Below are 22,518 nucleotides of genomic sequence, written 5' to 3' on the forward strand. Positions count from 1 at the left end.
GGCTCCGCGCCGGGTGCGGCGGAGGGCTCCCCCTGCTCGCGCGCCGGTCCGCACCTAGACTTGCTGCCATGTCAGCGCAGCCCGTGAAACGCGTTCGAACCCGCCACTTCCAGAACGCGAAGGACTCGGGGGTGCGGATCACCGGACTGACGAGCTACGACCAGCTGACCGCCCGCATCTTCGACGAGGCGGGCATCGACTTCCTGCTCGTGGGCGACTCCGCCGGCAACAACGTGCTGGGCTACGACACCACGCTGCCCGTCACCGTCGACGAGCTGATCCCCTTCGCACGAGCCGTCGCCGGGGCGGTGGAGCGCGCCTTCGTCGTCGCCGACATGCCGTTCGGCTCCTACGAGTCGGGCCCCGACGACGCGCTGCACACCGCGTTCCGCTTCATGAAGGAGACGCACGCGCACGCCGTGAAGCTCGAGGGCGGAGTGCGCTCCTCCGAGCAGATCCGGCGGATCGTCGACGCCGGCATCCCGGTGATGGCCCACATCGGCTTCACTCCGCAGAGCGAGCACGGGCTCGGCGGCCACATCGTCCAGGGCCGTGGCGACGGACTCGAGCAGCTCCTCGCCGACGCGCGGGCCGTGCAGGAGGCGGGAGCGTTCGCCGTCGTGCTCGAGATGGTCCCCAGCGACGCCGCCCGCCAGGTGACCGAGGAGCTGCGCATCCCGACCATCGGCGTCGGCGCCGGCCCGCACGTCGACGGGCAGCTGCTCGTCTGGACCGACTTCGCCGGCTTCACGACCGGCCGCGTCCCCCGCTTCGTCAAGCAGTACGCCGACCTCCGCGGGGTGCTGACCGGAGCCGTCACGGCCTACCGCGACGACGTCGAGTCGGGCGCGTACCCCGCACCCGAGCACAGCTACGAGTAGAGCTCAGCGGTCCTCGGCCGCGTCCTCCTCGGCCCACTTGCGGCTGTTCTCGTGCAGCTTCTCGAGCGCGTGCTCCGCCTCCTGCCGAGACGAGAAGGGCCCCACACGGTCGACGGAGGGGGACACGAACCCCTGCTCCACCGCGCCGGACTTGAGGTTGTACCACCAGGAGTTCGCATCACCGTCAGACATGCGGCCGATCCTACGCGGCACCGCGGCCGCGGGTCCCGCCCCCGTTCCGACCGGTCCCGCTTCGCTAGCATGACCCCTATGACTGCTGCGACGACCGCCATCGGAATCGACATCGGGGGGACCGGCATCAAGGGGGCGCTCGTCGACCTCGCGGAGGGGACGCTCCTCAGTGACCGGATGAAGGTCCCGACGCCCGAGGGCGGGCGCCCGAAGGACATCGTCGCGACGGTGCAGCAGATCCTCGCAACGATCCCCGGCGCCGCCCCCGGGACGCCGGTCGGGATCTGCTTCCCCGCCGCTGTGGTGCACGGCCGGACGATGTCGGCGGCGAACGTCTCGGACGAGTGGATCGGCCTCGAGGCCGAGAAGCTGTTCGAGGACGCGATCGGCCGCGACATCTTCTTCGTCAACGACGCCGACGCCGCCGGCTACGCGGAGTCGCGGTTCGGCGCCGCGAAGGACAAGAAAGGTCTGGTCCTCATGACCACCCTCGGCACCGGCATCGGCACCGCGCAGATCTACGACGGTGTCCTCATCCCCAACGCCGAGCTCGGCCACCTCGAGATCCACGGCGGCGACTACGAGAAGAAGGCGTCGTTCGCCGCGAAGGAGCGCGACGACCTCGACTACAAGCACTGGGCGAAGCGCCTCCAGCGCTACTACTCCCACCTCGAGGCCCTGCTCTGGCCCGACCTGATCATCGTCGGCGGAGGCGTCTCGAAGCACCACGAGGAGTTCCTCCCCCTCCTCGACCTCCGCACCCCCATCGTCCCCGCCACCCTCCGCAACAACGCCGGCATCCTCGGCGCCGCGGCCCTCGCGGGCGGCGGCGTGCGACGCTGAGCCGTTCGCTGCGGTGGTCCCCGCCTGCCGCAGCCGCAGTCGACTCGATCAGTCGGTAGCGCTCCATGGAGCGTCCTGCGTCCGGCTACGACGAAACGCTGACACGCGTTTCGCCTGTTCGGCTGTTCTCATACCGCGGCGGTCCCCGCCCGCCGCGGCGCGGTCGGCTCGGTCAGGTGGTTGCGATCCGCAGAGCGTCCCGCGTCCGGCTACGACGAAACGCTGACACGCGTTTCGCCTGTTCGGCTGTTCTCATACCGCGGCGGTCCCCGCCCGCCGCGGCGCGGTCGGCTCGGTCAGGTGGTTGCGATCCGCAGAGCGTCCCGCGTCCGGCTACGACGAAACGCTGACACGCGTTTCGCCTGTTCGCCTCGCGGAGGGTGGCTGGTCTGAAGGTCAGCTCGCTGGGCGGGGCTGCTTCGCGGCTCGAAGCTGAGGGAGACGACCCCTGGCGCTGCCGTCCCTGCTGGTCGAGTAGCCCCGGAGCGGCGTATCGAGACCCACCCGCGCCAGCAGATCAGCCTTTCGTTCCTGTCTTCTGAAGCTGGTGGATCTCGATACGCCCGCTGCGCGGGCTACTCGATCAGCGGGCTACGAGACCGCGTGGTCCGCTCCCCCGTGAGGCGCTGCTCTCAGCCCGATCCTCCTGAGCGCCGCCCGCAGGGAGTCGACGGCGCAGCCGAGCCATTCTGCACACCCACCCGACGCCCTTCTCAGCGGTGCAAGGGCGATCGTGCGGCAGCACGGCCGAGGCGAGTCGGGAAAACGCGTGTCAGCGTTTTGCCGGAGCCGGACGCACGACGCTCTGCGGAACGCGACCATCTGAAAGGGCCGACCGCGCCGCGGCGGGCGGGGACCGCCGCGGAAGAAGACGCAGCCGGCCCCGAAGCGCACAGAAGCCCGCTGCGCGAATGCGCAACGGGCTTCTGTGGGCGAAGGGGTCGGCTGTTACGCCGGGTTCTGTTCACGCCGCGCCTCTCGGCGGGCGCTGGACGGCCATCTCTCTCGGAGTCACGTTGCCGTGACCCTCCAGCGGTCTACCCGAGGACCCGACGAGCAGCCGCATCGTCCTCTGTCTGACCTTGCTCCGGGCGAGGTTTACCGAGCGAGCCGGATCACTCCGGCCCCTGGTGGTCTCTTACACCACCGTTTCACCCTTACCGCGGGCGTGAGCCCGTGGCGGTCTGCTTTCTGTGGCACTGTCTCGCGGGTCGCCCCGGGTGGGTGTTACCCACCGCCCTGCTCTGCGGAGCCCGGACGTTCCTCGGCGCCGGGGCTCTCGCTCCGGCGACGCGACCGTCTTGCCGGCCCGTTCGCGGACCCAGTGTACGGCTCCGGTCAGGCCAGAGTCGACTCGTCGCCGCGCACGAGGATGCACTGGCTGTCGGGGCAGAGCACGACGTCGTCGGGGGCCGAGGCGCGGATCCAGGAGAGGTCGGACTCGGTGAGGGCCACGCCGCTGCCCTCGGAGACCTTGCCGCGGAGCAGGGCGGCGCCCATGCCGTAGCGGGCGCGCTGCTTCTCGTAGAGCTCGACGAGGTCCTCGGGGAGGGTGGCGACGAGGGAGGCGCGGTCGCGGGCGAGCGCCTCCTGCTTGTCGGCCAGCTTCGCGGCCTGCGCGTCGCGTTCCTCGGCGAGCGTCTGCAGGGCGGCGACGACCTCGTCGCGCTCGGCCTGAGCGGCGGCGACCTCGGCCTCGATGCCCTCGATGCGCTCCATGAGGGTGAGCTCGATGTCCTCCAGGTCGCCGCGGCGCTTGACCAGGGAGGTGATCTCGCCCTCGAGCGCGGCGATGTCCTTCGAGGACGACGCGGTCTGCAGTCGCTCGCGGTCGCGGGCGAGGCGCTTCTCGACGACGGTGACGTCGGACTCGATGCGGCCGAGCTCGGTGCGGACGTCCTCGACCCGGCCCACGTGCTCGGCGAGGGTCCGGCGGGTCTGAGCGTCGCGAGCCTGCATCGCCTGGATCTTCGCGATCTGCGGCAGGGTCGCGATCGCGTGGCGCAGCTGGGCGCCTCGCGTGTCGAGACTCTGCAGGGTCAGGAGCTCGCGCTGGTCTGCGGGGCTGGCTTTCACGTCGCGGTCCTCGTTCCCGGCATGCAAGGGTGGCGTGCCGCGTCCATTCTCCCGTGCCGACCGGCGGCTAGTGGACGATCGCGAAATCCCAGGGGTCGGTGCGGGTCTCGCTGACGGCGACGGAGACGGTGGGCAGGGCCTCCCGCAGCTCCGACGCCGCCACCTCGAGCCACAGCCATTCGCTGGCCCAGTGCGAGACGTCGATGAGGGCGGGGCCGGTGCCGTGCAGGGCCTTCTCGCGCGCCTCCGACGCCGGGTGGTGCCGCAGGTCGGCGGTCACGTAGACATCGCTGGTCCGGACGGCGGGCTCCCCGAGCAGTGAGTCCCCCGCGCCTCCGCAGAGCGAGACGCGACGGACGGGCGCGTCGTAGCCTCCGGCGACGCGCACTCCCCCGGCGGTGGCGGGCAGCAGATCGGCGACGGCGCGGGCGAGGCGACCCAGCGTCACTTCCTCCGGGAGGTCGCCGACGCGGCCGAGACCGACGGACGGGTCCGCTCCGGGGACGATCGGGGTGGTGCCGGTGAGCCCGAGCCGCGTCGCGATGACGTCGGAGACGCCGTCGGCGACGATGTCCGCGTTCGTGTGCGCGGAGACGAGGGCGCAGCCGCCCCGGATCAGATCGGCGAGCAGGCGGCCCTTGTAGCCGTCCTCGGCGATCGAGGTCACTCCGCGCAGGAGCAGCGGGTGGTGCGCGATCAGCAGCTGGTGACCTCCGGCGATCGCCTCGGCGACGGTGTCGGAGACGACGTCGACGGTGAGCAGGATCCGCTCGACGGAGGCGTCGGGGTCTCCGGTGACGAGGCCAGGAGCATCCCACCCCTCCGCCGCCTTTTCGGGCCAGAGTCGGTCGATGACGGCGTGGACGTCGCGCAGGCTGGTCATGAGACCAGGGTAGGGGTCGGCCTCAGCGCGCGTGATCCGACTCGACGTCGCGGATCTCGGCGTCGGCCGCGGAGGCCTCCTCGTCGAGGTCTGCGGCGAGGTAGTCGTCGGAGTCGGGCAGGACGACGGTGATGCCGGCGTACTGCTCGACGGCCAGCTCGCCACGCACTCCGGAGGCGGCCAGCACGTGGCCGCCGATCGCCCCGGTCGTGTCGACGAAGTGCGTGTGGAGCCCCGCGACGCTGATGCCCTGGAAGGGCTTCGGGCCGATGAAGCCGACCAGGGTTCCCTCGACTGCGGTCAGGTGCATCTCTCGCTGGTCGTGCATCGCGTCGGCGAGGCGGAGGTACGGCTTGATCTGGGCGATCGGCTGTCGGAGAGTCAGGCTCTCGAAGCGGCCCCGGACGCGGACGCCGACGAAGACGTTCGGGCTCGGGACGGCGCTCCGCACCGCCCCCAGGAGGGCGTCGAGCGAGTCGATCCCGTCGAGCGTCGACGAGGAGCTGGGCGTGAAGCGGGCGAGCTCGGCGAAGGCGATCGTGTCCTCCGGCTCGAGGACCCGGACGGAGCCGTCGCCCCGGAACAGACGGTGGACGCCGTCGAGCACGACGAGCTCGCCGTCCATGTGGTCGCCGCAGCCCAGACCGAAGTCTCCGGCGCGGTCGGCCTCCGACCGGGAGACGACTCCGTCGAACAGACCCGCGAGCAGCGCGTCGACGATCGAGAACTGGGTGATGAGGCCGCGCGGGGCGGTCGGGTTCGGCATGGTCACAGTCTGGCCGAGGGCCGTGCGGCGGCCGTGGCCCCTCTTCGGCCCGTCGACCTCGTGCAGAGCGGCGGCTGGGACCGTCTGCGTTAACCAGAAGAAGCCGCCCTGAGGCGGCTTCTTCTCTTTTGGTGGATCCGAGGGGATTCGAACCCCTGACCCCCTGCATGCCATGCAGGTGCGCTACCAGCTGCGCCACGGACCCTTGGTGCGCTTCTCGAACAGGAGATGCAGACCGTGGGGCCTGCTCCTCCGCCCGGCGGAAGCAACTCGAATAAACTACAACACGAAATGCGTGAGGAGAAATCGGGTGCCGACGCCGGGCGTGTTCGTCAGGACGAGGACGCTGCGGTGTCGACCGCGAGGGGGCTGTCGACCGCGGGGCCGTCGACAGTGAACGGGACTGTCGGGCAGTCCTTCCAGAGGCGCTCGAGCGAGTAGTACATGCGGTCCTCCTCGTGGAAGACGTGCACGACGAGGTCGCCGAAGTCGAGGAGGATCCAGCGGCCCTCGGCGCGGCCCTCGCGGCGCAGGAGCTTGGCGCCCGAGTCGTTCAGGCGGTCCTCGACCTCGTTCGCGATCGCGACGACGTTGCGCTCGGAGCGGCCGGTGACGAGGAAGAAGATGTCGACGAGCGGGAGCGGACCGGACACGTCGAGCGCGACCAGATCCTCCCCGCCCTTGGAGTCGGCGGCGGTGGCCGCGAGCTGGAGCAGTGCGCGGGCGGAGTCGGTCGCAGTCATGAAGCCTTCAGTGTCGGTGGTGGGTCAGAAGATGTTGAGGACGAAGCCGCCGATGAACAGCGCGATCGAGGCCACGAGGAGGACGGCCGCCGTGATGGCGAGCACGACGGGGGTGCTGATCCCGCTGCGCTTCTGCGGCGCGATCATCGCCGTGCCGGCGGCGTGCGTCGAGACGGCGCTCGAGGCCCGCACGGGCTCCGAGTCGGCGGCGGGCTGCTCCCGGTCGATGCGGTCGACATAGCGATCGACGTCCGGGGAGTCGTAGAGGTTGGGGTGCTGGCCGGTCGAGCCGAGGCTGCGCGGGAGGTCGAACGATCCGGTGACGAGCACCTCGCCGGTGTCGGCCTTCGTCTCGCCCGAGGTCGGCAGGATGAGCGCGTTCGTCGTCGTCACCGCGCCGGTCGAAGCCACACCGCTCGCGATGAGCGAGTCGAACGAGGCGTCGACCTCCTCCTTCGACTTGCTGTCGAGCTCGTCGGTGATGGCCAGGTGCTCGATCGGCGGGTGGAAGCTGCCGGTGATCTCGGTGGCCTTCTCGTCGGCGATGTCGAGGGATCCGCCGACGGTGGCGAACAGGGCGGTGTTGAGCTTGGGCTGCTCGGCGACGGCGACCTCGCCGGTGGCGGGCAGAGTCGAGGCGCGGCCGAGGGCGCGCGACACCTCCGACTCCTCCTCGCGGTCAGGCTCCGCGGGCTCCCCCTCGGCGACGAGCGGCGCGGGATCGTCGACGGGTGTCGCGGCGACCTGCTCGGCCTGCTGCTGGGCCAGGAGGGCGCGGAGCTCGCGACGCGTGAGGGGGCGCTCACCGTCGGGCGTGACGACGTCGATCGAGGACGTGCGCAGCTCGGGCTCGCTCGCGGGGGTCGGCGCGACGGGGTCGATGCGGATCGTCTGCGTCGGCGTGAGCACCGGCATCTCACCGGCGGCCGTCACGGAGGCGGTCGCGGCTCGTCGGGACGTGGTCGGCACGGCGGCGGGAGCGGCACCGGCCTCGCGTCGCTCGCGCTCGCGGATCTCGCGCCGGGTGAGCGGCTTCTCCTCGGGCTGAACTGTCATGACGTACTCCGATACAGGTGGTGCTTCGAGATGTACTGGACGACACCATCGGGAACCAGATACCAGACCGGATGACCCCGGTTCACGCGGCTCCGACAGTCCGTCGAGGAAATCGCTAGCGCCGGAATTTCCAACAAGGATACGTCCTGGGCCGGTAAACCCGAAACGTTGAGCACGTGACCCGGGCGGCTCACCGCGACGAAGTGGGCCAGCTCCCACAGCTCGTCGTAGTCCTTCCAGCTGAGGATCTGCGCGACCGCGTCGGCTCCCGTGATGAAGAACAGCTCGGCATCGGGGTGCGCGGCGTGGATGTCGCGCAGGGTGTCGATCGTGTAGGTGGTGCCGATCCGGTCGACGTCGACCCGGCTCACGGTGAAGCGGGGATTCGAGGCGGTGGCGATGACCGTCATCAGGTAGCGGTGCTCGGCCGAGGTCACCGTCTTCTTGTGCCAGGGCTGCCCGGTCGGCACGAAGACGACCTCGTCGAGGTCGAACGACTGCGCCACCTCGGAGGCGGCGACCAGGTGGCCGTGGTGGATCGGGTCGAACGTGCCGCCCATCACACCGATGCGGGGACGTCGCGGGTCTCCGCTGACGGCGGACGTCACGATCGCGGCGCCTCCGGACTAGTGGCCGTGGCCGTGCTGGTCGTGGGAGGAGCCCGCCGTCTTGTGCGAGTGGCGGTTCGCGACGTCGCGGTAGCTCCAGGTGACGAAGCCGAGCGCCGTGAAGGCCACGGCCGCGATCAGGCCGAAGACGATGGCCGGGAACGGCAGCTCCACGTGCGTGGAGGCTTCTGCGAGGACGGTCGTCGCCAGGGACATGCGGTGCTCCTTGAGGGTCGGGACGCCCCGAGGGGCTTTGTCGAGTCTAGCCCGCCGCTGCCGGGAGCTAGGCGCGGACCTGCCCGGCGCCGCGCAGGAGCCACTTCGTGCTCGTCAGCTCGGGCAGACCCATCGGGCCCCGGGCGTGCAGCTTCTGGGTCGAGATGCCGACCTCGGCGCCGAAGCCGAACTCGCCTCCGTCGGTGAAGCGCGTCGAGGCGTTCACCATGACGACCGCGGAGTCGACCTCGGCGAGGAACCGCTCGGCACTGCGGAGGTCCTCGGTGACGATCGACTCGGTGTGGTGCGTCGAGTACCGCGCGATGTGGTCCATCGCGGCGTCGAGGTCGTCGACCACCGCCACCGCGATGTCGAGCGAGTAGTACTCGGCCGACCAGTCCTCCTCCGTCGCCTCGACGGCGTCGGCGAAGAGCGCGCGGACGCGCTCGTCGCCGTGCACGGTCACTCCGGCCTCGGCGAGACGACCCAGCACCGGCGGCAGGAGGCGTGCGGCGGCGTCGCGGTGCACGAGGAGGGTCTCGAGCGCGTTGCAGGTGCTCGGGCGCTGGGTCTTGGCGTTGTGCACGATGTCGACGGCCCACTGCTCGTCGGCGCTCGCGTCGAGGAAGACGTGGACGACTCCCGCACCGGTCTCGATGACCGGCACGGTCGACTCCGTCACCACCGACTCGATGAGGCCCGCGCTCCCCCGCGGCACGAGGACGTCGACGTAGCCGCGCGCGCGCATCAGCGCCTTCGCGCCCTCGCGGCCGTGGTCGTCGACGGTCTGGATCAGCTCGGCCGGGAGACCGACGGAGGCGACGGCCTCCTGCAGCAGCTCCACGAGGATGCGGTTGGTGTTCTCTGCCGCGCTGCCACCGCGGAGGATCACGGCGTTGCCGCTCTTGAGCGCGAGCGCCGCGATGTCGATCGTGACGTTCGGACGGGCCTCGTAGATCGCTCCGACGACGCCGAAGGGCACCCGCACCTGGGTCAGCGAGGCGCCGTTGGGCAGCAGGGAGCCGCGGACGGTCTGCCCGACGGGATCGACCAGGCCGGCGACCGCGAGGACGGCGTCGGCGAGCGAGCCGAGGCGCGCCTCGTCGAGTCGGAGCCTGTCCTGGAGGCCTGCGCTCATGCCGTTCTCGCGACCGTTCGCGAGGTCGAGCTCGTTGGCGGGAACGATGCGCGCGGCGCCGGCGCGGACCGCCTCGGCGATCGCGAGGAGCGCGCGGTTCTTGAGGTCTGTGGTCGCGCTGCGAAGCGAGCGGGAGGCCGTGCGGGAGGCGGCGAACCGCTCGGTCAGTGCGTCGCTGCGCTCGAGGGTGGTCTGCGGCATCCGGCCAGTGTATTCGGTGGCGCGGGCGGGCGGCGGGGGTGCAGCCGGGCCGGGTGGAGATGCGATCTGCAGGAGCTGACGCGGAATGCGGGGGAATCTGCGCGGAGGAGGGAGCATTTCGGCCCCGTGGCCTGCAGACCGCACCATCGCCTGCAGATCGCACCGTCACCGAGACGGAGATCGGGCTCCTGCAGATCGTGCAGGAGCCCGATCGGGTCAGTCCTCGACGGGGTCGCCCTCGTCGGCGACTCGCCAGACGCCGCCGAGGCGCTCGCGCTCGAGGTCGGCACGGGCGGCCGCCTTGGCGTCCATCCGCTCGAAGTAGTCCTCGCGGCGCTCGTTGCGGGTCTTGCGCTGGTTCTCGTCGAGGCGGATGTCCGTCCCGCGCGGGGCGGTGATCAGCTCGGCGGTCGAGGTGAGCGTGGGCTCCCAGTCGAAGACGACTCCGTCGCCGCGGCCGATGACCACGGTGGAGCCGGCGACGGCACCCGCCGAGAAGAGGCCGTTCTCGACGCCCAGCTTCGCGAGACGATCGGCGAGGAAGCCCACCGCCTCGTCGTTGGTGAAGTCGGTCTGGGCGACCCAGCGCACCGGCTTCGTGCCGAGGACTCGGTAGATGTTGCCGTAGGAGCCGCCCTCGACGCGGATCTCGAAGTCCTTCTCGTCGACGGCGCGCGGGCGGATGGTGATCCGCTCGACCTTGGGCACGGCTGCGAGCTCGAGGCGGTGCTGCTCGACGATCTCGCCGAGGGCGAAGGTGAGCTGGCGGAGGCCGGCGTGGCTGACCGCGGAGATCTCGAACACGCGGTAGCCGCGGGCCTCGAGATCGGCGCGGACGAAGGCCGCGAGCTCCTTCGCCTCGGGGACGTCGACCTTGTTGAGCGCGATGAGCTGCGGGCGCTCCACGAGCGGCACCTGGCCGTCGCCGACCGGGTACGCGGCGAGCTCACCGAGGATGACGTCGAGATCGGTCAGCGGGTCGCGGCCGGGCTCGAGGGTGGCGCAGTCGAGGACGTGCACGAGGGCGGTGCAGCGCTCGACGTGGCGGAGGAACTCGAGACCGAGGCCCTTGCCCTCGCTGGCGCCCTCGATCAGCCCGGGGACGTCGGCGACGGTGTAGCGCGACTCCCCCGCCTGGACCACGCCGAGGTTGGGGGCGAGCGTCGTGAAGGGGTAGTCGGCGATCTTGGGCTTCGCGGCCGAGATGGCGGCGACGAGGCTCGACTTGCCGGCGGAGGGGAAGCCCACCAGGGCGACGTCGGCGACCGTCTTCAGCTCGAGGACGACGTCGCCCTCCCAGCCGGGGGTGCCGAGCAGCGCGAATCCGGGGGCCTTGCGCTTGGTGGTCGCGAGCGACGCGTTGCCGAGGCCGCCCTGGCCTCCGGGAGCGATGACGTAGCGCAGCCCGGGCTCGTCCATGTCGATGAGCTCTTCGCCGTCGGGCGACTTGACCACGGTGCCCAGCGGGACGGGCAGCTCGAGGAGCTCGCCGTTGCCGCCTGCGCGGTGGTCGCCCATGCCGGGGCCGCCGTTGTCGGAGGAGCGGTGGGGGTGGCGGTGGTAGGCGAGCAGCGTGGTGGTCTGCGGGTCGGCGACGAGGACGATGTCGCCTCCGTGACCGCCGTTGCCGCCGTCGGGACCGGCCAGCGGTTTGAACTTCTCGCGACGGACGGAGACGCAGCCGTTCCCGCCGTGGCCGGCACGCAGATGCAGCGTGACGTTGTCGACGAAGGTGACCATGAGTGAGATTTCCGTCCGATGTGTAGTGGAGGCTCCGGAGTGCCGGATGCCGGTGTGCGGGGCGGTACAACGCGCAAGGGGCGAGCCGAAGCCCGCCCCTTGCGTCCTGAGCCTGTCCGGCCGAGGTGTCTGACCCTGGAGGTGGACCTAGAGGGCCGCCGCCACGATGTTGACGACCTTGCGGCCGCCCTTGGTGCCGAACTCGACCGCACCGGCCGACAGGGCGAACAGGGTGTCGTCGCCACCGCGTCCGACGTTCGCGCCGGGGTGGAAGTGGGTGCCGCGCTGGCGGACGATGATCTCGCCCGCGTTGACGACCTGACCGCCGAAGCGCTTCACGCCGAGACGCTGCGCGTTCGAGTCGCGCCCGTTGCGAGTGGAGCTCGCGCCCTTCTTGTGTGCCATTTCTCATCTCCTCGAGACCGGGGGGCCGCAGCCCCGTGCTGATTCCCTGCGGCGATGGCTCGCGGTGCAGGTCAGCTGATGTGCCGGAGGGCCGGATCAGCCCGTCGGCAGGGTTACTTGATGCCCGTGACCTTGACGCGCGTGAGGTCCTGACGGTGCCCCTGGCGCTTCTTGTAGCCGGTCTTGTTCTTGAACTTCTGGATGATGATCTTCGGACCGCGGAGATCCTCGAGCACCTCGGCGGTGACCGAGACGCCCGCGAGGGACGCGGCGTCCGAGGTGATCGACTCTCCGTCGACGAGGAGCACGGCAGGAAGCTGCACGGTGCTGCCCTTGCCGGCCTTGATGCGGTCCATCGTCACGATGGTGCCGATCTCGACCTTCTCCTGCCGACCGCCGGCGCGCACAACTGCGTAAACCACTTCTCGTACCTGTTTCTCGTCTGGACGGAGCGAGTGCGCCATCCGGGGCTTGTAGGGACGGGGCGGAGCCCCGATCTTCCGGTTCCCGCCTCGAGGACGATGCGAGGGAACCGGTACCGCGGCTCACCGTCCCGGAGGAGGCGAGCGACAGCGGAAATCTGCGTGAGCACATGGATCGCGCCACACCAACAGTCAAGAGTACGGGATACGGGGCCACCGGTCAAACGCTCCGGTACCGCCCGACCCACGGCGACGAGGCACCGGAGGCGCAGTGCACCGACCGACCCCGTCGTCCTGTACCGACGACTCCGCCACGTTAGTCGAGCAGGAGCGGCTGACGGCCGCGGCACGCCGCCTACGATCGACGGATGGCGATCCTCCTCGACGCGGCGCGCTGGCCGGCGCACGGCCGGCTCTGGGCGCACCTCGTCAGCGACGCCTCCCTCGACGAGCTGCACGCGTTCGCGCGTCGCGCAGGGGTCCCCGAGCGCAGCTTCGACCTCGATCACTACGACGTCCCGGAGGAGCGCCGGGCGGAGCTCCTCGAGGCGGGCGCGGTCGCGGTGACCGCCCGCGAGCTGGTGGTGCGGCTGCGCGACAGCGGGCTGCGGGTGAAGGGCCGGGACCGCGACACGGAGAGGGCCCGGCGCCGGCTCTCGCCGGGCACCGGGCCCCACTGACCATCGGAGGACGGGCTACTGCTGCTCTGCGCGCCGAGGGGTCTGCTCCGGGATGACCGCGACGCCCGTGAGGGCCGCCGTCGTCACGCGGCGGCTCTTCGCCCGGCCCTGGCCGGGCTGCTTGGGCGCAGGGAGGGCGTCGAGGACGGAGTCGAGCAGGTGCTCGGCGACCTCGCTGCGCACGCGGCGCTCCACCGCGGGCGGAGCGGGCGGGATCGGGATGTCGAGGATCGGCACCGCCGGGGCGGCCTCGACGGGCGCCGGAGCGCTCGCCTCCTCGGTCGGCGCATCGGCCGTCTCGGGGCGCGGCTCGCGGTCGCGGCCACGACGACGACGCTCACCCCGCGCAGGGCGGTCGCCCCGCCGGGAGGAGGTCTCGCGCTCGGACGACTGCTCCTCGGCGACGGCCTCGGGTGCCTCGATGCGGGTCGACTCCTCGGCGGCCTCGTCGACGAGCGCAGCCGCCTCCTCGGCGGCCTGACGGACGGCCGGCGGGTGGATCGTGCTGGCGGCGATCTGCGCGAGGGCGTTCTTGGCGTCGTCGGTGATGGCGTGGGTGCTGACGGCCTTGGGCGCCGAGCCGTTCTGCGCGCCTCCGCTGCCGTTCGAGCGCCGGGACGGTGCCTGGTCGCCGTTCGAGCCGCCACGACGGCGCTCCTGCTGGGGAGGGAGCGTCGAGCGGTGCTTCAGCACCGGGTCGTGGTGCACGATGACGCCGCGGCCGGCGCAGACCTCGCAGTTCTCGCTGAACGTCTCGAGCAGGCCCAGGCCCAGCTTCTTGCGGGTCATCTGCACGAGTCCGAGCGAGGTGACCTCCGCGACCTGGTGCTTCGTGCGGTCGCGGCTGAGGCACTCGACGAGGCGTCGCAGCACGAGGTCGCGGTTGGACTCGAGCACCATGTCGATGAAGTCGACCACGATGATGCCGCCGATGTCGCGCAGGCGCAGCTGTCGGACGATCTCCTCCGCCGCCTCGAGGTTGTTCTTGGTGACGGTCTCCTCGAGGTTGCCGCCCGAGCCGACGAACTTGCCCGTGTTGACGTCGACGACGGTCATGGCCTCGGTGCGGTCGATGACCAGAGAGCCGCCGCTGGGCAGCCACACCTTGCGCTCGAGCGCCTTCTCGATCTGCTCGGTGATGCGGAACGCGTCGAACGCGTCCTCCTCGCCGGAGTAGACCTCGACCCGCTCGAGCAGGTCGGGGGCGACCTGGCTGAGGTAGAGCTCGATGGTCTCGCGGGCGTCGTCGCCGGCGATGACCATCTTCTCGAAGTCCTCGTTGAAGACGTCCCGCACGATCTTGATGAGCAGGTCGGGCTCGCTGTGCAGGAGTGCCGGAGCCTGGCCCGACGCGGCCTTCTCGCTGAGCGCCGTCCACTGCGCGGTGAGGCGCTCGACGTCGACGGTGAGCTGCTCCTCGGTGGCGCCCTCGGCCGCCGTGCGCACGATGACGCCGACGTTCTCGGGGAGGACCTCCTTGAGGATCTTCTTCAGGCGTGCTCGCTCGGTGTCGGGGAGCTTGCGCGAGATGCCGTTCATCGAGCCGTTGGGCACGTAGACGAGGTAGCGGCCCGGGAGCGAGATCTGGCTGGTGAGCCGGGCTCCCTTGTGGCCGATCGGGTCCTTCGTCACCTGGACGAGGACGCGGTCGCCGGGCTTCAGGGCGAGCTCGATGCGTCGGGGGCCACCGGCGTTGTTCGCGGCGTCCCAGTCGACCTCGCCGGAGTAGAGGACGGCGTTGCGGCCGCGGCCGATGTCGACGAACGCGGCCTCCATGCTGGGGAGGACGTTCTGCACCCGGCCGAGGTACACGTTGCCGATCAGCGACGCCTCCTGCGAGCGGGCGACGTAGTGCTCGGCGAGGACGCCGTCCTCGAGGACGCCGATGCGGATGCTGTCCTGCTGCGAGCGGACGACCATCACGCGGTCGACGGCCTCGCGGCGAGCGAGGAACTCGGACTCGGTGACGACGGTGCGGCGACGACCGGCGTCACGGCCGTCGCGGCGACGCTGTTTCTTGGCCTCGAGGCGCGTGGAGCCCTTGATGCGCTGCGGCTCGGTGATGAGCTCGGGCTCGCGCTGCTCCCTCTGCTCCCGCGGCTGCCGGACGCGGACGACGGTGTTCTCGGGGTCGTCGACGCCGCCCCGGTCGTTCTCTCCGCTGCGACGGCGCGAGCGGCGGCGGACCGAGCCCTGCTCCTCGGCGGGGGCCTCGCGCTCCTCGCGGACGTCGAGCGGGGCGCCGCGCGGAGGGAGCGGGGTCAGCTCGACGTACGCCGGCAGGTCAGGCGCCTGGAACAGCAGCGACGTGCTCGGGAGGGCCGGACGGACCGACCGCTCCTCCTCCGCCATCGGCGTCTGCGGGAGCGCGTTGAAGAACACGGCGCCCGTCGACGTCGACGGCTCGTCGACGCCGGGCTCGACGGTCTCCTGCACGGTCTGGTCGGTCTCGTCGGTATCGATGATCGTTCCCCCTGTCGCTGGCGCGCTCGAGTCGGTCCGTCGGGAGGCCCGACGGCCACCGAAGAGGCGGCTGATCTTCTTGGCCCCGCTGCGGGGCTCGTCGCGGTCCGGATCGGAACCGCTCGTGCTGTTGTCTTCCACCATCGCTGGTGCACTCCTCGGCCGGGTCGTCCGCCGCGCCTTCTCACCCGGGTGCTCTTCTCGTGCGAGCGGGCCGCCTGGGGCCCGTCGCGAATCCTTCCGCTCCCCCGGTTCCGTCGCTCACGTGGCGCGGACTCTGGGTGCAGCTTCTCTCGGAACTGACTATCCGACACGTGCTCCCCCGCGGTGCGACCGTCGGTCGTCTCGCGGTGGAACGCTGATCCGTCGCGTCCATTCGCGGAACGCTGTCGATCTCCTGTGGCCCGGTACTCGCCCGGTAAACCTTCTTCGCGTCGGTGCGGGGTCTTGCCGACCGACGGATCCGATTATCGCACGCATTCCCAGAGGCGCCGATCCGCCGCGTGCCATAATCCCCCGGTGTCCAGCGATCACGCGGAGTCCCGCGCCCCGAGCAGCCCTCGACCGATCGGATTCGCGGTCCTGCTGATCGTGCTCGGAGCGATCGGATGGACGGCGGCGTTCGCCCTCACGCTCGACAAGTTCGCCGCGCTGACCGACCCGACCGCCGGGCTCGGCTGCGACTTCAGCCTGCTGGTGCAGTGCAGCGCCAACCTGGACTCGCCGCAGGGCGCGATCTTCGGGTTCCCGAATCCGCTGATCGGAGTCGCGGCGTGGATCGCGCCGGTCGTGGTCGGCGCGGGGCTGCTCGCCGGTGCACGCTTCGACCGCTGGTTCTGGGCGCTGTTCAACCTGGGCTTCGTCTTCGCCCTCGGCTTCGTCTGCTGGCTGATCGCGACGAGCGTCTTCGCCCTCGGCACCCTCTGCCCGTGGTGCATGCTCACCTGGGCCGTGGTGATCCCGGCCTTCTGGCTGGTGACGCTGCGCAACCTCCGCGAGGGCGTCTTCCCCGTGCCGGAGCCGGTGCGGCGGTTCGCAGCCGCCGCCTACGGCTGGATCCCGTTCATCACGCTGATCTGCTATCTGGCGATCGCGGTGCTGGCGCAATTCCGTCTGAACGTGCTGTCCTACCTCTGAGGCAGAGCCTCAGAGGTAGGACAGCACGTTCGCATCGCGATAATCCGCGATGCCGCAGTCGGCTACCCGAGGCGGTCGCGGACCGCAGAGCGTCCTAGGAACGACGACGGGAAAGCGCTGAGACGCGCTTTCCCGGATACGCCTCGAGGAGGGCCGGCGATCTGCACGCCTCCAGTACTGATGCGGCGATCGAGCAGCCAAGAGTTGTCGCGGTCGATACGCGGGTACGACAACTTTCGAGGACTGGCCGTTCGGCGACCCGTCCCGCGGGTCGGCCTCCCGCGAGAAGCCAGGAGCTGTCGTAGTCGGTACTCGAGTACGACAGCTCCTGGTCACTCGATCCAGCAGGACAGCCGTGGGCAACCAGCCCGCGCGGTCTGCCTGCGAAGTCGGCGACCACCTGGAAGGCGTATCCGGGAAAGCGCGTCCGAGCGCTTTCCCGTCGCCGAAGGTAGGACGCTCCTTAGAGTGCAACCGCCTCTGGAGGCCGACCGCGGTTTCGCGGATTACCGCGAAACGCGAGGACTCAGCCGAACCAGAGCGCGAGCTCTCTCGACGCGGATTCGGCGGAGTCCGAGCCATGGACGAGGTTCTGCTGGACCTTGAGGCCCCAGTCGCGTCCGAGGTCGCCGCGGATGGTGCCGGGGGCGGCGGTGGTGGGGTCGGTGGTGCCGGCGAGGGAGCGGAAGCCCTCGATGACGCGGTCGCCCGCGATGCGGAGGGCGACGATGGGGCCGCTCTCCATGAACTCGACGAGGGGCTCGTAGAAGGGCTTGCCCTCGTGCTCCGCGTAGTGTGCGGCGAGCAGCTCGCGATCGGCCTCGACGAGCTTGATGTCGACGAGGGAGTAGCCCTTCGCCTCGATGCGGCGGAGGATCTCGCCGGTGAGGTTGCGCGCGACGCCGTCGGGCTTGACGAGGACGAGTGTCTCCTGGATGGCCATGGTTCAGCGGTCTCCTTCGATGGGGTCGGTGGGCCCGGGGGCCGGTGGGCGTCCCTGGGCGTCGAGTCGGGTGCCGGTCACCATGCAGTACGTCCACAGGGCGACGAACGCCGCTCCGATGACGAACATGATCGGGACGAGCAGACCCGTGGCCACGATAACGAACTGGAGCGCCCAGCCGATCCGGAAGCCTACGGGTCGGTTCAGGAGGCCGAGGGTCGCGACCATCGCCAGGCAGAGCACGCCTCCGCCGACGAGCACCACGACCGGGTCGGCGGCCTTCAGCCCGAAGGCGACGAGCGTCGCCAGGAACACGATCACGACCTCGAAGCCGAGCACGATCGATCCGAGGCTCTCCCGGACCGTCCTGCTGCGCCGCGGGCGCCCGGCTCTCACGCGCCGAGCCAGTTCTCGTCGCGGGCGACGGTGATCGTGCGGCCGACGAGGGTGATCGATCCCGTCACGATCAGCGCGCCCTTGTCGGTGCGCGCGGCGAGGAGGCGGCCGGCCGTGAGCGCGCCGTGCGGGTCGTCGGCGACGTGGACCGCCTCCTCCGGGAACACGGTGCGCGCGAGGGCCGCGAGCTCGTCGGCGGGGAGCGCCCTGTCGCTCGGCGCTGTCGTGACGATCAGCTCGTCGACGACCGGGAGCAGGGCCCGCAGGATCCCCTCCGCGTCCTTCTCGGCCAGCACGCCGACGACGGCCGTCACGCGGTCGAAGTCGAAGTAGCGGCCGAGCGCGGCGGTGAGGGAGGCGGCGCCGTGCGGGTTGTGCGCGGCGTCGACGATCGTGCGCGGCGAGAGGCCGACGAGCTGCAGGCGTCCGGGCGAGGTGGCGGCGGCGAAGCCCTCGTCGAGCACGTCGCCGGTGAGCTGCTGCGTGCCTCCGCCCAGGAACGTCTCGACCGCGGCGACCGCGACCGCCGCGTTCTCGGCCTGGTGGTCGCCGAAGAACGGCAGCAGGAGCTGCTCGTACGAGGCGACGAGTCCGCGGACGGACACGAGCTGGCCGCCGACGGCCACGGTCGTCGAGGCGACGTCGAAGTCTGCGCCCTCGAACACGATCGACGACTCGGTGACGGACGCCGCGTCGCGCAGCACCGCCTCCGCCTCGGGGGTCTGCTTCGCCGAGACGACCGAGGCCAGCGGCTTCACGATGCCGGACTTGGTGCGCGCGATCTCCTCGATCGTGGAGCCGAGGCGGTTCATGTGGTCGAGCGCGATCGGCGTGAAGACGGCGACCTGCGCGTCGGCGACGTTCGTCGAGTCCCACTCGCCGCCCATGCCGACCTCGACGACGGCGACGTCGACCGGGGCGTCGGCGAAGGCCGCGAAGGCGAGCACGGTGATCGCCTCGAAGAACGACAGCGGCGCCTCGCCCTGCTCGGCGAGCTCTGCGTCGGTCATCCGGATGTATGGCTCGACGTCGTTCCAGTTCTCGACGAGGCTCTCGTCCGAGATCGGCTCGCCGTCGATGACGATCCGCTCGTTGAAGCGCTCGAGGTGCGGGCTGGTGAACAGCCCGACGCGCAGTCCGTGGGCGCGCAGCAGGCTCTCGATCATGCGGCTGGTCGACGTCTTGCCGTTCGTGCCGGCGATCTGGATGACCGGGTACGCGCGTTGCGGGTCGCCGAGGATCTCGACGGCGCGCCGCGTGGGAGCGAGGCGAGGGCGGACGCTCGCCTCGCCGAGGCGCTCGAGCAGGGTCGCGTAGACGGCGTCGGCCGCCTGGCGACGGCCCTCCTCGTCGAAGAGATCAGACATCGGCGCCCTCGACCTTCTCGATGCGGATGATGGCGGTTCCCGCGGGGCCGAACGCCACAGCGCCCTCTCCGCCCTCGAGCGCCGTGGTGAGCGGAGCGAAGGCGAAGCCGGTCGCGAGGGTCTCCTCGGCGATCCACACGGCGTGAGGCTCGAGCGCCGCGAGGCTCGGCTCGTCGAGCACCACCTCGAGGACGATGCGGTCGCTGACGTCGAGACCGGCGCCCTTGCGCGCGTCCTGCACCGCGCGGATGAGGTCGCGGGCGAGCCCCTCGGCCTCGAGCTCGGGAGTCGTCGCCGTGTCGAGCAGCACGAACCCGCCGCGGGGAAGCAGCGCGATGGCGCGGTCCTCGCCCGCACCGCCGACCTCGAGGGTCAGCTCGTACTCGCCCTCGACCAGCTCGACACCGCCCGCGGTGACGACGCCGTCGGTCTCGCTCCAGTCGCCGGCCTTCGCCGCCCTGATGACGGTCTGGACGCCCTTGCCCAGTCGCGGTCCCGCGGCGCGGGCGTTGACCGAGAGGCGGGAGGTGACGCCGTAGTCGGCGGCGCTGGAGTCGACGAGCGGCACGAGCACGACCTCCTTCACGTTCAGCTCGTCGCGCAGGATCGCCTCGAAGGCGGCGAGCTCGTCGGCCTCGGACACGACCACCGTCAGGCGGGCGAGCGGGAGCCGGACGCGCAGCCCGGCCTGCTTGCGCAGGGAGAGCGCGGTGGACGAGATGGCGCGCACGGCGTCCATCGCGTGCACGAGGGTCTCGTCGACCGGGAACTCGGAGGCGTCGGGCCAGTCGGTCAGGTGCACGCTGCGGCCGCCGGTGAGCCCCTGCCAGATCTCCTCGGAGACCAGCGGGAGCAGAGGCGCGGCGACGCGGCACACCGTCTCGAGCACCGTGTACAGCGTGTCGAAGGCCTCGGATCCGCGACCCTCGTCGTCGACGCCCTGCCAGAAGCGGTCGCGCGAGCGCCGCACGTACCAGTTGGTGAGCACGTCGGCGAAGTCGCGGAGCGCCGCCGCGGCGAGCGTCGAGTCGAGCGCCTCGAGGTGACCGGTGACGGTCTCGATCAGGTCGTGCGTCTTGGCGAGCAGGTAGCGGTCGAGCACGTCCCGTGAGTCGGTGCGCCGGGTCGCGCTGTAGCCCTCGGGCCCGGAGGCGTTGGCGTAGAGCGAGAAGAAGTACCAGGTGTTCCAGAGTGGCAGCAGCACCTGGCGGACGCCCTCGCGGATGCCCTCCTCGGTGACGACGAGGTTGCCTCCGCGCAGCACCGGGCTCGACATCAGGAACCAGCGCATCGCGTCGGAGCCGTCGCGGTCGAACACCTCGGCGACATCGGGGTAGTTGCGCAGCGACTTCGACATCTTCTGGCCGTCGTTGCCGAGGACGATGCCGTGGCTGACGACATTGCGGAACGCGGGCCGATCGAACAGCGCGGTCGAGAGCACGTGCAGCGTGTAGAACCAGCCGCGCGTCTGCCCGATGTACTCGACGATGAAGTCGGCCGGGTTGTGCGAGTCGAACCAGTCGGCGTTCTCGAAGGGGTAGTGCACCTGCGCGAACGGCATGGACCCGGAGTCGAACCAGACGTCGAGGACGTCGCTGATCCGGCGCATGGTCGAGCGGCCGGTCGGGTCGTCCGGGTTCGGCCGGGTGAGCTCGTCGATGAACGGGCGGTGCAGGTCGTCGGGGCGCACGCCGAAGTCGCGCTCGAGCTCGTCCAGCGAGCCGTAGACGTCGATGCGCGGGTACTCGGGGTCGTCGCTCTTCCAGACGGGGATCGGCGAGCCGAAGTAGCGGTTGCGGCTGATCGACCAGTCGCGGGCGCCCGAGAGCCACTTGCCGAACTGGCCGTCCTTGACGTTTCCGGGAACCCAGGTGATCTCCTGGTTGAGCTCCTCCATCCGGTCGCGGATCGCCGTGACGCGGACGAACCAGCTCGAGACGGCCTTGTAGATCAGCGGATTTCGGCAGCGCCAGCAGTGCGGGTACGAGTGCTCGTAGCTCGCCTGGCGGAGCAGGCGGTGCTCGGCGCGCAGGAGCTGCGTCAGCGGCTTGTTCGCCTCGAAGACCTGGAGGCCGGCGACCTCGTCGATCTGCGGCAGGAACCGGCCGCCGTCGTCGACGGAGATGATGACGGGGATGCCCGCCGCCTCGCAGACCTTCTGGTCGTCCTCACCGTAGGCGGGAGCCTGGTGCACGATGCCCGTGCCCTCGCTGGTCGTGACGTAGTCGGCGACGAGGATGCGCCACGCGTTCTGCGTGCCCCAGAGCTCGGTGTCGGCGTAGTGGTCCCAGAGCCGGTCGTAGCTGACGCCCTCGAGCTCGCGGCCGCGGTGCGTGCGGGAGACGGCGGCGAGGGCGTCCTCGGCGGAGGCGTAGCCCAGGTCCTTCGCGTAGGCGCCGACCTGGTCGATCGCGAGGAGGTACTCGGCGGCGAGCTCGCGCTCCTCCGGCTCGCCCTTGCCGTCGGCGGCGCCGTTCGGCCCGGCGGGAACGACCGCGTACTCGATGTCGGGACCGACCGCGAGAGCCAGGTTGGTCGGGAGGGTCCACGGAGTCGTCGTCCACGCGAGCGCGCGCACCGCGGTCAGGCCCAGCGCCTCCGCCGTCTCGCCGACGAGCGGGAAGGTGACGGTGACCGTCTGGTCCTGACGCATCTTGTAGACGTCGTCGTCCATCCGCAGCTCGTGGTTCGACAGCGGGGTCTGGTCGCGCCAGCAGTACGGCAGGACCCGGTAGCCCTCGTAGGCGAGGCCCTTGTCGTAGAGCTGCTTGAACGCCCAGATCACCGATTCCATGAAGGTGGGGTCGAGCGTCTTGTAGTCGTCGTCGAAGTCGACCCAGCGTGCCTGGCGGGTGACGTAGTCCTGCCACTCCCCCGTGTAGCGCAGCACCGACTCCTTCGCCGCGGCGTTGAAGGCGGCGACGCCCATCTCCTCGATCTGCGACTTGTCGGTGATGCCGAGCTGCCGCTCCGCCTCGAGCTCGGCGGGCAGGCCGTGGGTGTCCCAGCCGAAGCGGCGGTGCACCTGCTTGCCGCGCATCGTCTGGAAGCGCGGGAAGACGTCCTTCGCGTAGCCCGTGAGCAGGTGCCCGTAGTGCGGGAGGCCGTTCGCGAACGGCGGGCCGTCGTAGAACACCCACTCGGGGGCGCCCTCGCGCGCGCGGATCGACTCCTGGAAGGTGTCGTCGGCCTTCCAGTGCGCGAGGACCCGCTCCTCGATCTCGGGGAAGCGCGGCGACGCGCTCACTCCGCGCCCGAAGGCGGAGTCTCGGCGGGCGGGCGGGGTCAGCGGATAGCTCACGTGCGGTCTCCTGGCAATGATGCTGGTCTGCACGAGGACGGCCCGCCCGGATATTCCTGCC

21 protein-coding genes, 1 tRNA gene and 1 other RNA gene are annotated in these 22,518 nt (G+C 70.8%); 4 read left to right on the top strand and 19 right to left on the bottom strand.

The window, feature by feature from the left end; translation table 11 throughout:
• The first annotated feature begins 68 nt into the window (after positions 1–68).
• Positions 69–881, top strand: a complete 813-nt coding sequence (gene panB, locus GRS96_RS11900; RefSeq protein ID WP_159853739.1) for a 3-methyl-2-oxobutanoate hydroxymethyltransferase — start codon at positions 69–71, stop codon at positions 879–881.
• Between the two features lie 3 nt (positions 882–884).
• On the opposite strand, the gene GRS96_RS11905 is transcribed toward panB, so the two are convergent.
• Positions 885–1,073 carry an SPOR domain-containing protein gene (locus GRS96_RS11905; RefSeq protein ID WP_159853741.1) on the bottom strand — a complete coding sequence of 63 codons (189 nt, stop codon included), beginning with the start codon at positions 1,071–1,073 and terminating at the stop codon, positions 885–887.
• 78 nt (positions 1,074–1,151) lie between these two features.
• Here GRS96_RS11905 and ppgK point away from each other — a divergent pair, with 78 nt between their 5' ends.
• Entirely contained in the window at positions 1,152–1,916 is a 765-nt protein-coding gene (gene ppgK / locus GRS96_RS11910) for a polyphosphate--glucose phosphotransferase (protein ID WP_159853743.1), read from the top strand.
• A gap of 933 nt (positions 1,917–2,849) precedes the next feature.
• On the opposite strand, the gene rnpB is transcribed toward ppgK, so the two are convergent.
• The 13 genes from rnpB to rplU all read right to left on the bottom strand — a co-directional run bounded on the left by rnpB (position 2,850) and on the right by rplU (position 12,170).
• Positions 2,850–3,228, bottom strand: an RNA gene (gene rnpB, locus GRS96_RS11915) — RNase P RNA component class A.
• 26 nt (positions 3,229–3,254) lie between these two features.
• Positions 3,255–3,992, bottom strand: a complete 738-nt coding sequence (locus GRS96_RS11920; RefSeq protein ID WP_159988548.1) for a zinc ribbon domain-containing protein — start codon at positions 3,990–3,992, stop codon at positions 3,255–3,257.
• Positions 3,993–4,059: 67 nt separating this feature from the next.
• Positions 4,060–4,875 carry a Nif3-like dinuclear metal center hexameric protein gene (locus tag GRS96_RS11925; protein WP_159988549.1) on the bottom strand — a complete coding sequence of 272 codons (816 nt, stop codon included), beginning with the start codon at positions 4,873–4,875 and terminating at the stop codon, positions 4,060–4,062.
• Between the two features lie 22 nt (positions 4,876–4,897).
• Positions 4,898–5,641 (bottom strand): acetolactate decarboxylase, encoded by a 744-nt coding sequence (locus tag GRS96_RS11930; RefSeq protein ID WP_159988550.1) that lies wholly within the window; start codon positions 5,639–5,641, stop codon positions 4,898–4,900.
• Between the two features lie 129 nt (positions 5,642–5,770).
• Positions 5,771–5,846, bottom strand: a tRNA-Ala gene (locus GRS96_RS11935).
• Positions 5,847–5,973: 127 nt separating this feature from the next.
• On the bottom strand, positions 5,974–6,384 hold the full coding sequence (rsfS, locus tag GRS96_RS11940; RefSeq protein WP_159853751.1) for a ribosome silencing factor: 411 nt from the start codon (positions 6,382–6,384) through the stop codon (positions 5,974–5,976).
• 24 nt (positions 6,385–6,408) lie between these two features.
• Positions 6,409–7,440, bottom strand: a complete 1,032-nt coding sequence (locus GRS96_RS11945) for a hypothetical protein (RefSeq protein ID WP_159853753.1) — start codon at positions 7,438–7,440, stop codon at positions 6,409–6,411.
• The gene (gene nadD / locus GRS96_RS11950) at positions 7,437–8,048 is read right to left on the bottom strand and encodes a nicotinate-nucleotide adenylyltransferase (protein WP_159853755.1); all 612 of its coding nucleotides are present in this window, start codon (positions 8,046–8,048) and stop codon (positions 7,437–7,439) included. Before nadD ends, GRS96_RS11945 begins: the two co-directional genes overlap by 4 nt.
• A gap of 18 nt (positions 8,049–8,066) precedes the next feature.
• The gene (locus GRS96_RS11955; RefSeq protein ID WP_159853757.1) at positions 8,067–8,264 is read right to left on the bottom strand and encodes a hypothetical protein; all 198 of its coding nucleotides are present in this window, start codon (positions 8,262–8,264) and stop codon (positions 8,067–8,069) included.
• 67 nt (positions 8,265–8,331) lie between these two features.
• Positions 8,332–9,603: a glutamate-5-semialdehyde dehydrogenase gene (locus tag GRS96_RS11960; protein ID WP_159988551.1), complete on the bottom strand. Its 1,272-nt coding sequence runs from the start codon at positions 9,601–9,603 to the stop codon at positions 8,332–8,334.
• Between the two features lie 216 nt (positions 9,604–9,819).
• Positions 9,820–11,343: a GTPase ObgE gene (gene obgE / locus GRS96_RS11965; RefSeq protein ID WP_159853761.1), complete on the bottom strand. Its 1,524-nt coding sequence runs from the start codon at positions 11,341–11,343 to the stop codon at positions 9,820–9,822.
• A 147-nt stretch (positions 11,344–11,490) separates the two neighbouring features.
• Positions 11,491–11,748, bottom strand: coding sequence for a 50S ribosomal protein L27 (gene rpmA / locus GRS96_RS11970; protein ID WP_056043871.1), 258 nt, complete (start codon positions 11,746–11,748; stop codon positions 11,491–11,493).
• Between the two features lie 113 nt (positions 11,749–11,861).
• A complete protein-coding gene (gene rplU, locus GRS96_RS11975; RefSeq protein WP_159853763.1) occupies positions 11,862–12,170 on the bottom strand; it encodes a 50S ribosomal protein L21 in 309 nt (102 codons plus the stop codon).
• A gap of 368 nt (positions 12,171–12,538) precedes the next feature.
• Here rplU and GRS96_RS11980 point away from each other — a divergent pair, with 368 nt between their 5' ends.
• Positions 12,539–12,850 (top strand): DUF4031 domain-containing protein, encoded by a 312-nt coding sequence (locus GRS96_RS11980; protein ID WP_159853765.1) that lies wholly within the window; start codon positions 12,539–12,541, stop codon positions 12,848–12,850.
• Positions 12,851–12,865: 15 nt separating this feature from the next.
• Here GRS96_RS11980 and GRS96_RS11985 read toward each other — a convergent pair whose 3' ends face one another.
• Complete coding sequence (locus tag GRS96_RS11985; protein ID WP_159853767.1) at positions 12,866–15,457, bottom strand: Rne/Rng family ribonuclease; 2,592 nt, start codon at positions 15,455–15,457, stop codon at positions 12,866–12,868.
• A gap of 375 nt (positions 15,458–15,832) precedes the next feature.
• On the opposite strand from GRS96_RS11985, the gene GRS96_RS11990 reads away from it, so the two are divergent.
• Entirely contained in the window at positions 15,833–16,450 is a 618-nt protein-coding gene (locus GRS96_RS11990; RefSeq protein WP_159988552.1) for a vitamin K epoxide reductase family protein, read from the top strand.
• A 526-nt stretch (positions 16,451–16,976) separates the two neighbouring features.
• On the opposite strand, the gene ndk is transcribed toward GRS96_RS11990, so the two are convergent.
• From ndk to ileS, 4 genes are read right to left on the bottom strand one after another with little or no spacing between them, the layout of a single operon-like run.
• Positions 16,977–17,393, bottom strand: a complete 417-nt coding sequence (gene ndk / locus GRS96_RS11995) for a nucleoside-diphosphate kinase (protein WP_159853770.1) — start codon at positions 17,391–17,393, stop codon at positions 16,977–16,979.
• Positions 17,394–17,396: 3 nt separating this feature from the next.
• A complete protein-coding gene (locus tag GRS96_RS12000) occupies positions 17,397–17,732 on the bottom strand; it encodes a DUF4233 domain-containing protein (protein ID WP_235021817.1) in 336 nt (111 codons plus the stop codon).
• Between the two features lie 53 nt (positions 17,733–17,785).
• Complete coding sequence (locus GRS96_RS12005) at positions 17,786–19,156, bottom strand: bifunctional folylpolyglutamate synthase/dihydrofolate synthase (protein ID WP_159988553.1); 1,371 nt, start codon at positions 19,154–19,156, stop codon at positions 17,786–17,788.
• Positions 19,149–22,457: an isoleucine--tRNA ligase gene (ileS, locus tag GRS96_RS12010; RefSeq protein WP_159853772.1), complete on the bottom strand. Its 3,309-nt coding sequence runs from the start codon at positions 22,455–22,457 to the stop codon at positions 19,149–19,151. The genes GRS96_RS12005 and ileS overlap by 8 nt, the downstream gene beginning before the upstream one ends.
• Between the last annotated feature and the right edge of the window lie 61 nt (positions 22,458–22,518).

Origin of the sequence: Rathayibacter sp. VKM Ac-2803, from assembly GCF_009807175.1 — a bacterium.
In the GTDB taxonomy this organism is placed as follows: Bacteria; Actinomycetota; Actinomycetes; order Actinomycetales; family Microbacteriaceae; genus Rathayibacter.